Genomic DNA, 11402 nt, shown 5'->3' with positions numbered 1-11402 from the left:
AATGCCAAGACTAAAAAGGGTGGGTAAATAGCGTTGTATGTTCCATAACTGGATGGAAATGTCATATAATTAAAAGCAATCAGCTTTGGAAATCTAAAAAAATATCTGAATGACAGCAGATTATATAACAAAATGATAAAACTTACGCTCCCTAAGTAGAACAGGTTTGAAAAAAACAGATATCCGGCCGCGATTGCAGCATGCAGCGCTAACAGATAAATAATGAGTAAACACATCTGAAGAATTAGGACAACGTACGGCGCTAGATTAGATTGCCAGGAAAATGAACTGAGATAATTAAAGGTAGAAAGATCCGCTCTACTAAAAGAACTCCAATCCGCCTGATAATGCATTCCTGCAGTTAAAAGTATGGATGCTATGAACAACAAGGATACGCTGACCACGATGGTGGGAATAAATATTTTCGCAGAATAAACAACCCATTTCGACCAACTTTGTACACGTATCAGCCAATTCATATCCCAAATTCTCCGAATGGATAGACAGGATAGGAGAAGCACGACAGGTAAGACCAGATAAAGCAATATAAAAGGGTCACTGGTCACACCAATTAGAATATCCCATTGATTGAACGGAGCTTGAATGAAAACCGATGATCCAAGCAGATGCTGCCTCTGGCTCCGGCCAAAAAGAAATATCAAAATAAAAAAAATAGCCCACTTCCAAGTTAATAGTTCATCAATAAGCCGATTTAAATACTTCATGTCAAGCTTTCCACTTTAGAAATATTTCGCTTTACATAAATGACCAGACAAACATTAATTGAAGCAAGAATCAGAAATGGAACAAACGCAGTCCATATCGAACTTTGTATCCGGTCAAAGGGGAAAATGGCATTATTGGGCCGATATTTCTCTAAGCCCAACGCGGCGAGCGTGAAGCTAACAACTAAATAAACGATAAAAGGAAAACTTACAGCCAAAAATCGATTTTTCATAAATAAAACCAGAAGAAAACCAAAAACCGAATATAAGGCCGCATTCATTCCCACCCAAAGCGAATATAAAATGCCGTATGTAATAGATCCATATCGGAGAAGTTGTGTAAATGTATACCGGCTATATGTATCGGCGGCTATATTTTCTTTTGTCAGCCCAAATCTCTCAGGCTTATATTGAGCAATATCCAAAGAAGGTTCAATGTAATAAGCAAACAGGAAAGAAATAAAAACAAGTAAAAAAAAGAAAACACCGGTTAACAATATATTTGCATTCAGCTTTATATACAACGTTTCCATTATCGGCCTGCGCATACGGGTATAGGTCAAGTGACGATTTTGGACTTCCTCAGAGAATGAAACTGTATACACCAAAACTGCCAGAATTGGAAAAACAATAGGCAAGACAGTATTTATAGTAAATGTAAAAAACTCCAGCGAGTCCCTCAAAATATAATTCTGGCTCCTGAAGGTGGCCAAGGAAATAACAGCAGCGGTTGTTAAAATCCAAAGAAATAGAAACAATGGCGTTACCTTACGTTTAACCTCCTGAATTACTTCTTCAATCATTTTATTCATCCTTTCGTTCATGATAACTCTATAAAATCCATAAAAACTAATTTTNNCATTAAAAAAGGGTTGATTTACTTTTTTTGGAATGCATAATTATGGATGTAATTATCATAAAAAAGGAGATGCTATAAAAAATGTCTAAAAAGAGATTTTTAGCAGGAACCTTAACCGCCGGATTATTGTTGACTAGTGGAATTTCTGTCGCTCTAGCTGATACCAATGCTATAGTTGTGCCATTCGGCACAACCTATCAAGCATTTAGTTTAGTAGTGCCTGGTAATAATGTTAACAACTCTCAAGGTGAGACTGGGTCTCAAACCAAAGCAGCTACAGGTACACTTGCAGGGCTGCAAATGAATTCTACTGGTGGCTCTTCACTAGATGTCCGCACTGAATCAAGCAATGGAAATGGATCATGGACTAATGTAACATCTAGTAACACATATGCAATTGACAGCCCACAAGTGGCAGGATCAAGTGTTCACTTACAATTCAGTACCGGATTATTCCAAGGGCCAGTTACTGTTACTGGTAATTGGAGAAGTAACTAAAGTAACTGGGTCTTACGGCTGGAGCGAACGAAAGTATGCAAATTGGGGCATAGGAAAAGAGCTCGCGTCGGACGCGGGCTCTTTGTGCTGGAGTGATGGTAATGTAGAGTCCGTACAGAGTAACAAGAGGTATCTCCAGTCACCAGGGAGTCAACCGGAAGTGAGAGAATGTAGTTACCACGAGATAATGGCGATATCCCGAAAAACGCTGGTTTCTATATCGTGGGGAGCATGCCTGTATTCGGCCAAATGTACTCTCGCGGGGTGGTGTAGTCCATAGTGTGGCTCCGCCTGTTTGAGAGCGATGTGACTCAGGGACTGGCTTGGTGAAACCTGACCAATGGTGCTGATGGGTCACTGGCAGAATCGGTGCTACGTAGTTACCTCTCTTTTAAGGGTATGGCGTTTAATAGCCTGAAAGCATGTTCATAGGCAAAATACAATTATAGTAAGTGCGAATTTTACATTAGTTTTATAAATACCGGTTCATCCGTTCTTGACCATCGGATCTTAGCGAATACATATACACCGGTCGGCCGACCGCCCCATAGCCGATCTCCATCTGAAGCACGCCCGCCTCAGTCAGAAACGTCAAATATTTGCGGACGGAAATGCGCGATATCGGAACTCTTAAGGTAATATCTTCAGTGGAAAATACCGGGTTCTCCAGCTCCAAAATGGTGCTCCATATGCTCTCCAGTGTGCCTTCGGCAAGACCTTTGGGGAGCTGCTCGGGATGTCTCTCTTCTTCCGCAGCAGCCGCTGAATAACGCAGCAGCTTGTCCAGCTGCTCCTGGCTGAGATGCTCCCTGTGCTTCATCAGCAAGTATTTCTCCCTGTAAGCGGCAAGCGCCGCCTGAAGACGGGCGAACTCAAACGGTTTGATCAAATAGTCGACAGCACCAAACTGCAGCGCTTTGCGAATGCTGGTATTGTCGCTTGCAGCCGAGATCACCATAATATCAACCGTGCTTCCCTGCTCCCGAAGCATCGATAGAAGCTGCAACCCGTTCGTATGCGGAATATAGATATCCAGCAAAATAAGGTCGATTTTCTTCGCGGCAAGCATCCGGCTGGCCTCGCTGCCCGAAGCCGCCCAGCCCGCGAACTCGAAGCCCGGCACCTGCTCCAGATAATGGCGGTTGAATTTGGCTACCATCGGATCATCCTCAACGATCAGCACTTGAATGTTCATACAGTTTCCTCATCCTTTACAGCATATGGAACCTTAACGTCAAACGCAGTTCCCGGCCTTCCGTCATCCCTTAGCCGAATCCGGCCATGCAGCTTCTCCACGCTTGTCTTGACCAGATACAATCCGATTCCCCGGTGTTCCCCTTTGGTGGAGAAGCCCTGAGTGAATACCTGTTCACGCAGCGCTTCCGGAATGCCGGGCCCGCTGTCCCATACAGAGCAGATCAACTGCTTGCAGTCCTCATCGTACTCAAAAGCTAGCTCGATCTCCCGTATGCACTGTTCCTCCAGCGCATCCATGGCGTTGTCCAGCAAATTCCCGACAATCGTGATCAGCTCATGCATGTCGCCGGTATCGGCGGATTCCGGCAAATAGCTGTCCTCCGCCAGCAGCAGCTGGGTTCCCGCTTCACGGGCGCGGCTGAGCTTCCCCAGCAGAAATCCCGCCATAACCGGGTCTTTGATCCGGCTCGTAATCTGTCCGATTTCCTGCTGGTAGTTGCTGACCGTTCCGGAGATATACTGCCTCAAATCGTCGTACAGCCCCATATGCACCATGCCCATGATAACATGCAGCTTGTTCATGAACTCATGCGCGCCGGCCCGCAGCGCATCCGCATATACGGAAATGCCGGAGAGCCTTTCGGCCAGCACGGCAAGCTCGGTCTTGTCCCTGAATGTGGCGATGGCGCCGGCGATCTCGCCGTCCACGATGATCGGCACACTGCTGGATAGCACGGTGATGCCGTTCAGCTCCAGGAGCTGATCCCTCTTCGCTTCACCGGTCGCCAGCACCTGCTCCAGATGCAGCTCAGGCCAGTATTCCCCGATGTGCCGGGACATGACGCCGCCCGTTATCCCCGCCGTTCCCAGCAGCCGTTCCGCTTCCACATTGATCATCGTAATCCGGGCTTCATGATCCACGGCAATGATGCCTTCGCGTACGGACTGGAGCATCGCGCTGCGTTCTTCCAGCAGCCGGGTGATGTCCGTTGGCTCGAAGCCAAGCATCATGTTCTTGATCTTTCTCGCCAGAACAACGGCGCCGCCAGCTCCCAGCAGGGCGCCGGACAGCAGAATCGCAATAATCGTCCAATCATTATGTCTGACGAGCCTGTGAACCCGTTCCAGCGAAACTCCGACCACAACCACCCCGACCTGCTCGCCTTTGTCCGTGTATACCGGCACAAAAGACCGCACCGATTTGCCCAGCATCCCTTCGCCTTCGGAGACGCTCTCTTCCCCGCGAAGCGCCGCCTCCTGTCCCCCTCCGGCAAAAGGCTTGCCGATCAGGGCAGCATCAGGATGCGAATAACGGATGCTGTCCATATTGATCACAACGACGAACAGGATATCATTACTGCCCGTAATCCTGGAGGTATATTCCTGAATTTCCCGGCTTCGCCCCTGACTAAGCCCCTCCGCCACCATGGGCATTAGGGCGACTGTCCTTGCGACGGCATTCGCTTTCTCCTCCAGCGCATGCCGGGTCTGCGGAATAATCTGGTTTCTGAAAATCACATACAGTACTAACAGTACGAGCACCACAACAGCGGATACCATAACAGCAACCCGCGTCCTCAGCCCATAGCCTCTCTTCTTCCCCAACGGTTCGAATTCCCCCAATTCTGCCCCGGCTTAACCAGCGGGGTTACTGCCGCTGTCCTGCCCGAGTCTGCGCCGCAGAAACAGCCAGCTTCCGAGCGGCGCCGCCCCAAGTCCCAACATAAGCAGCGTAATGCTTCGCGAAGAGGCGCTTATCGACAAAATGGCAATAAAGATCAGCGTGCCTGTCAAACGTCCGGCCATAAGCGAAAGCTCGCGCAGCACAATCAGCTCGACGCGCCTGTTGGCGCTGTCCTCATTTTCGCCCATCAGATCAAAGCTTGTCGAGACCATTGGCAGCATGTACAGCGGAATGAAGAGGGAGGTCCCGATCCCCATGAGCAGCAAAGTAACATAGCTAACCTTCCAGAGCAGCGGCATAATCACGGCAATGAGCAGAAATGCTCCCGATATCATGCCGGCAGAGCGGTGACTCGGCTTCAGCCATTTGCCGGCTGCCCAGAAGCTGAAGAGCGACACCGCGGAAGTAATCAGCGTGAACTGCCCGAGACGGCTCTCCTCCTTGGACGCCAGGAATACCAGGAGACCGATCAGGAAAGAGAACACCCCTTCCCGGAGTCCTTGAAAAAAGAGCGCGGCCGATGTCTGTCGCCAGTTCCGGCTGCCCCTTAGCCTCTGCCACGGCTCCATCCACCGGTATTCGCCGGAGGTTCGCCGTTTCTTGAGAAAAAAGCTGAATACCGCGGCGGCGGCATAAATGCAGAGCGATAGTATAAAGACGATCCGGTAGCCGCGGCTGCCATGCATGGCCGAAATCAGCCGGCCGGATACCCATGGGCCTACGATACCGGTCAGGGAGCCCAGCAGCCCCACCCATCCGTTGAAGGCGTCACGGTTGTCGCGGTCCGTGATTTCGAAATATACGATGTTGAACGCCAGCCAGAACAATCCCGAGGCGATGCCAAGCAGGATGCCGAGCGGCCAAATAAAATGGATGGCTCTTGATCCCAGCCACAGCACCGCCAGATAAAAAAGGCCCGAAACGGCGATACCTAGCCGCAGGGCATTCATTTTGTTATGCTCTTTCACCCATTTGCCCGCCACCCAAAAGCTCAGGCCCAAGGCAAGCTGCTGGGCGACGGTGAACCATCCGATCATCGCGAAGTCCTGGCGGCTCTTCCATAAATAGACGTTCAGAAAGGTTCCTGACAGCGCTCCTGACAGCACAAACAATCCGTTAACCGCCAGCAGCAGCGCCGCCTGGCCCCGCAGCGAAGCCTTCATGGTATCCCCTCCTTAAGCGTCTGAGGCATGTCCTAAAGGATAACATACCCCAAACCGGAGGATCTAAGCTTCGCGCGGAATGATTTTTACTGCCGGTGACCGCCTATGTTCCGGACCCACTGCTCCCGGTCTTCCTCGGACAGCGTATGCTGAACATGGAAGCAGGAAGGGCACACATACATGTTGAGCTTGAACGGCGCGTCCAGCATCGAAGCTCCGAGCACGTTCGGAACCGAAGGCCGGAAGCCTTGGGGCTCTACTGTTCCGGCAAGCAGCATATACTCATGGCACTGCGGGCACTCAGGGACTTCGGCCTGCTCGTCCAGAACCGCCGAGGCGGTGGTGTCGTAACGTTCCAGGTCGTATTGATCCCGGAAAGCCTCCAGTTGATTATAGACGGGAACTACGCCATCCTGATCGTCCTCTCCCCACAAGGAATCATGATGATGATCGTGATCATGTTCATGCTCATCATCTTCTTCATCCTCCAGATCGTCTTCCAGATCATCCCGGCTAATGTTTACCGTCCGGTAGGCGCTCAGCTCATTGTTGCAATGAGGACATATTTCCTCCGGACCGATTTCCTCATCCCATACGATCTCTGTATGACACCAAGGACAGATAGTTGTCTCCATATTGATATTCTCCTTTGTCAATTCATCATCAATCAGTCAGATAATGCGGGGCGCCTGGGGCCGGAAAGCCGAAAATGAACAGTACGCGCTCCGGAAGCTCCATTCAGCCGACCGTCCCCTTTTTAAGCGCCAGGATTGGATTGTCAGTATTTGTTACAGAATAGCAGAGCCGATTACATAGGACAGCGATACGGAAATCAGCATGGCCGTCAGTCCTACCGCACGGTTGTCAGCCGCTATTTCCTTGTCGATAGACATGAAGGGCGTCAGGAACTCGAACATGAGATATGCCGCTATCAGCAGCACGAAACCGGCGAGCGACCACTTCATCGTCTCGTAAATGGAAGAGCCCGCTTGAATGCTGAAGCGCATGACGTTGCAGAGGCCGAATATTTTGCCCCCTGTCGCCATGGATACCGCCACATTCCCCTTCCGGATTTCCTCCCAGCAGTTATACCGGGTCACCATTTCAAAGAGCCACAGGAAAACAATCAGCTCCAGAACGGCAACCGCAAAATAGCTGATCACGCTTCCCAGCGGGTTGTTCAGCATAGCATCTACCGCATGCTCCATTGATCATTACCTTCTTTCCGCCGGGAGGCCAATACTATTCGAGCTCCGCTACCGTCACGCCCGCCCCGCCTTCATTATAGTTCCCGAGGCGATAGCTCTTGACATGTCTGTGCTTGCGGAGGTATTCCTGGATGCCCGATCTCAGGATACCCGTTCCTTTGCCGTGAATAATATAAATTTGGCCAAGATTGCCGAGAAAGGCCTCGTCGAGAAAACGGTCTGTCTCGATGAGCGCTTCCTCCAGATTGGCTCCGCGCAGATCCAGCTCGCTGCGGATATTGTCGTCGCGCGTCCGCTTGACGGTGGTCGCCTGCCGGATCGGCTTCGGCGCCGCCGGCTTGGCGACGGACAGCAGCTCCAGATCATCCAGACTCACCTTCATCTTCATAATGCCGAGCTGCACGACGGCTTCCTTGCTGCCGCTCAGTTCCACAACATGCCCCTTCTGGTTCAGGCTGTGCACCGCAACCTCGTCGCCGGGGCCGATCTGGCGGGCTGCCTTCGCCTTGCCGGAGCGTGCGGTCTCCTTCTTCCTTGGAGCAGGCTGAGCTTCGTCAAGGCGGCGGCGGGCTTCGATCAGCTTATGCTCCTTGACGGAAGCCCCCTCCTCCATCGCAAGCCGTCTAAGGTCGGCAATAATTTGCTCGGCCTCCTTGCGGGCCTTGTCGACGATGGCGTCGGCATCCTTCTCCGCCTTCTCGAGCCATTTGTCCCGCTGGCCCTCCAGCCTCTCCAGCTCACGCTGCTGGCGGCTCCGGAATTCTTCGGCTTCCTTCCGCAGACTCTCGGCCCGCTCGCGCTCGTTCTCGGCGCCGAGACGGTTCTCTTCGAGCGAAGCGATCATATGCTCGACGCGAAGATCCTCTTCCTTGACCTCGCCGCGGGCATGCTCCAGGATATTGCCGGGGAGTCCAAGCCGTTCGGCAATTGCAAAGGCATTGCTTCGTCCCGGAACGCCGACCAGCAACCGGTATGTGGGCCGCAGACTCTGCACGTCAAATTCCATGCTTGCGTTGATGACGCCTTTGCGTTCATACGCGTAAGCCTTCAGCTCGCTGTAGTGCGTCGTAGCTACCATCCGGCTTCCTGTGCGGTGGATATGCTCCAGTATGGCGATCGCCAGCGCAGAGCCTTCCGCCGGGTCGGTTCCGGCCCCGACCTCATCGAGCAGCACCAGACTTTTGGGCGTCATCCGCTTCAAAATGGATATAATATTGGTCATATGGCTGGAGAAGGTACTGAGGCTCTGCTCAATGCTCTGCTCATCGCCGATATCGGCGTAAATCGCGTCGAACACGCACATCTGGCTGCCTTCCTCGGCAGGAATGAACAAGCCGGACATGGACATGAGGCTTAGCAGCCCGATCGTCTTCAGCGTCACGGTCTTGCCGCCCGTATTCGGACCGGTCACAAGTATCGTGCTGTATTGATTGCCGATTTCCACGTCCAGCGGAACGACATTTTCCAAGGGAATCAGGGGATGTCTTCCTTTGCGCAGCTTCAAATAACCCCGGTCATTCATTCGCGGCTGGGATGCCTTCATCTCCCGGGCCAGCCGGGCCTTGGCGAAAATAAAATCAAGCTGGGCGAGAATATCAACATCATAGGCCGTCTCTTCGGCGATTTCTCCGACCAGGGCGGTCAGCTTGCCGAGAATAATCTCGATCTCTCGCTCTTCGCGCAGGCGCGTCTCCCGCAGCTTGTTGTTCATGGCCACAATGGCTTCCGGCTCAATGAACAGCGTCGCACCGGACCCTGACTGGTCATGGACAATTCCGCCGAAATGCGAGCGGTACTCGGCCTTGACCGGGATAACGAAGCGGTCGCCCCGAATCGTGACGAGCTGATCCTGAAGCATCTTGGCCACAGAGGTTGAACGGATCATGGAATCCAGCTTCTCCCGGATTCGGGTCTCGCCATTTCTCAGCTCGCGGCGGATGGAGGCCAGCTCGGTGCTCGCTGAATCCAGCACCTCCGCGTTCTCATCGATGGCTGCCCGGATCGCATCCTCGACCGGCTTCTGCTCGGAGAGCAGATCCGCAAGATCGAACAGCATCTGGATCTTCTCTTCCTCGTGCATGGCGGCGATAAAGCGTTTGATCCGCCGTCCGCCGTGAATGGTATTTCCAACAGCAAGCAGCTCATGCGTTCCCAGCATTCCGCCGATCGACGCCCGCTTCAGCGCAGGCTTGATATCGGTGATCCCGCCGAAGGACGGTATCCCCTTCAGCCGGTCGACCGTGGACGCCTCGTCCGTCGCCTGCAGCAGCAATTTGACCGCTTCAAAATCTCCGGAGGGCTTCAGGCTTTCGGCCATTAACGTGCCCATCGGAGTTTGGGTGTACTGCACCAATTTATTTAAAATCTTACGATATTCCAGCGTATGCAGGATCTTGTCGTCCAATTACAGTCACAACTCCCTTCATCTAAAAAACATTATACCCAAACTGCCGCATTTTCGCTATTTGGGGGGCTTTTGCCTACATAACAAGACAGGTTTCTGTGTACAATACAGGGGCACGTATCCTTGAGGTTAACAGCAAAGGAGGCCTTTCAGTGAGATTTTTGGGTCATGTCGTCCGGTTCATCGTGTCCGCGCTGGTGCTGCTTGTCGTAGGCTGGATCGTACCGAACTTCACCATCGGCGGCTTTTGGAGCGCTCTGATGCTTGCCCTGGTCATTGCGCTTCTCGGCTGGGTTGTTGAAGGTGTATTCGGCCGCAAAACGACGCCGTTCGGACGCGGTATCGTCGGCTTTATCGTCAGCGCCCTGGTAATCTGGGTAGCGCAGTTTATCGTTGCCGGAGTCAGCGTGTCGATCATCGGGGCGATTCTGGCCGCACTGGTCATCGGGATCATCGACCTGTTTCTGCCGGTCCCTACACCGTTTGACGCCGCCAAGTAACGCCACCCGGCAATCGAATGATCAAGGTAAAAGCCGCCCGGCACGCAATGCGAACGGGCGGCTTTTTGCCTTGATCGGGTTATGGGCAAGAGGTCAGGCGGGTTTTTTTTCTTCACAAATAATAACCTGGTTCTTGCCGCTGCGCTTCGCGAGATACAGAGCATCGTCCGTCTTGCGGAACAGAAGCTCCTTGCCGCTTCGGGTGTAGTATGAACACAGTCCAATGCTGATCGTAATCGGCTTGTCTCCCGCGTAGTGATGCTCCATCGACGCAATGGCAAGGCGCAGCTCTTCCACAAGCGTAAAGGCTTCTGCCGGGCTTTTATCCGTAAAAATGATCGCGAACTCTTCGCCCCCGTATCTGGCGGCAAAATCGTTAAGGCTGATCTTCTCCGAAATTTTGGCCGCAACTTCCTTCAGCACAATATCTCCGATCCAATGGCCGTATGTATCATTCACCTGCTTGAAGTTGTCAATATCCAGAAGGGCCAGCTGCAGCCGCAGGCCGTTCGTCTCACACTGTTCCAGCAGCGTGTCCAGGTATTCATGAAACGTCTTATGGTTGTACAGGCCCGTAAGGGCATCTATCTTAAGCAGCTTGTCGGCAATCGCCCGGTCGACCAGCAGTCCCTGCTCCGATTGGGTCAACTGCTCCAGATACTCGCTCGTTTCACGGGACCGCACAATGATGCCGAGTCCCATCACGACAAAGCCTCCGAAAATGACCTCCATCAGCAAAAAGTCTAGCAGCGCTTTACCGAGAAGGCCCCGTTCCAGCATAAAATAAATGGCGGCATAAATCAGGGAATTCAACCCTCCGATTACGAAGAGAAGCCTGCGGTTAAAATAAATAAGCGAAGCCATGAGAGGCATCATCAGCGACATCTGGGCTCCGTCCACGAACGGTTCGGCAATGAAATACAGCAGATAGGATACGATGAATCCGCATACGACAACAGCCTGCTGCTGATATTTCAGCTTCGCGCGCAGCCAGACCTCACCCGTGATCAAACAGCACAAGACGACCACATAACAAATCACGATGAGCGTCCTGCTCACGTCGGAGACGGCGAACTCATGCGCCAGTTTGAGATGAAGGCGCACGCTAAGAATCTGACCCGCAAGAATAATGCCGGCCAGCGTCCAGTATACATTCAATATTCT

General features: G+C 52.1%; 11 protein-coding genes. 2 read left to right on the top strand and 9 right to left on the bottom strand.

The annotated features are described in order from the left end of the window. On the bottom strand, positions 1-725 hold a 725-nt coding region (locus KIH86_RS15170; RefSeq protein WP_223110533.1), incomplete at its 3' end, for a hypothetical protein. Then, positions 722-1528 (bottom strand): ABC transporter permease, encoded by an 807-nt coding sequence (locus tag KIH86_RS15165; protein ID WP_223085084.1) that lies wholly within the window; start codon positions 1526-1528, stop codon positions 722-724. The genes KIH86_RS15165 and KIH86_RS15170, both read right to left, overlap by 4 nt. 137 nt (positions 1529-1665) lie before the next feature. Between KIH86_RS15165 and KIH86_RS15160 the strand changes: the two genes are divergently transcribed. After that, entirely contained in the window at positions 1666-2082 is a 417-nt protein-coding gene (locus KIH86_RS15160; RefSeq protein ID WP_223085085.1) for a hypothetical protein, read from the top strand. Between the two features lie 472 nt (positions 2083-2554). Here the strand turns inward: KIH86_RS15160 and KIH86_RS15155 are convergent, their stop codons facing one another. The 6 genes from KIH86_RS15155 to KIH86_RS15130 form a co-directional block, all read right to left on the bottom strand. Then, positions 2555-3277: a response regulator gene (locus KIH86_RS15155; RefSeq protein ID WP_223085087.1), complete on the bottom strand. Its 723-nt coding sequence runs from the start codon at positions 3275-3277 to the stop codon at positions 2555-2557. Then, positions 3274-4884 (bottom strand): DcuS/MalK family sensor histidine kinase, encoded by a 1611-nt coding sequence (gene dcuS, locus KIH86_RS15150; RefSeq protein ID WP_223085093.1) that lies wholly within the window; start codon positions 4882-4884, stop codon positions 3274-3276. The genes KIH86_RS15155 and dcuS overlap by 4 nt, the downstream gene beginning before the upstream one ends. 30 nt (positions 4885-4914) lie before the next feature. After that, entirely contained in the window at positions 4915-6126 is a 1212-nt protein-coding gene (locus tag KIH86_RS15145) for an MFS transporter (RefSeq protein ID WP_223085095.1), read from the bottom strand. 86 nt (positions 6127-6212) lie between these two features. Beyond that, complete coding sequence (locus tag KIH86_RS15140; protein WP_223085097.1) at positions 6213-6761, bottom strand: hypothetical protein; 549 nt, start codon at positions 6759-6761, stop codon at positions 6213-6215. 153 nt (positions 6762-6914) lie between these two features. Then, positions 6915-7334, bottom strand: a complete 420-nt coding sequence (locus KIH86_RS15135; RefSeq protein ID WP_223085099.1) for a DUF350 domain-containing protein — start codon at positions 7332-7334, stop codon at positions 6915-6917. A 34-nt stretch (positions 7335-7368) separates the two neighbouring features. Continuing rightward, on the bottom strand, positions 7369-9738 hold the full coding sequence (locus KIH86_RS15130) for an endonuclease MutS2 (RefSeq protein WP_223085100.1): 2370 nt from the start codon (positions 9736-9738) through the stop codon (positions 7369-7371). 152 nt (positions 9739-9890) lie between these two features. On the opposite strand from KIH86_RS15130, the gene KIH86_RS15125 reads away from it, so the two are divergent. Then, positions 9891-10238, top strand: a complete 348-nt coding sequence (locus KIH86_RS15125; RefSeq protein ID WP_223085102.1) for a phage holin family protein — start codon at positions 9891-9893, stop codon at positions 10236-10238. A 93-nt stretch (positions 10239-10331) separates the two neighbouring features. Here the strand turns inward: KIH86_RS15125 and KIH86_RS15120 are convergent, their stop codons facing one another. Beyond that, complete coding sequence (locus KIH86_RS15120; RefSeq protein ID WP_223110531.1) at positions 10332-11396, bottom strand: GGDEF domain-containing protein; 1065 nt, start codon at positions 11394-11396, stop codon at positions 10332-10334. Positions 11397-11402 lie beyond the last annotated feature (6 nt).

The sequence above is a fragment of the Paenibacillus sinensis genome (assembly GCF_019904155.1).
Classification (GTDB): Bacteria; Bacillota; Bacilli; order Paenibacillales; family Paenibacillaceae; genus Paenibacillus_AQ; species Paenibacillus_AQ sinensis.
The sequence above is the reverse complement of the archived record's forward strand: the minus strand, read 5'-3'. Positions and strand labels throughout refer to the sequence as shown.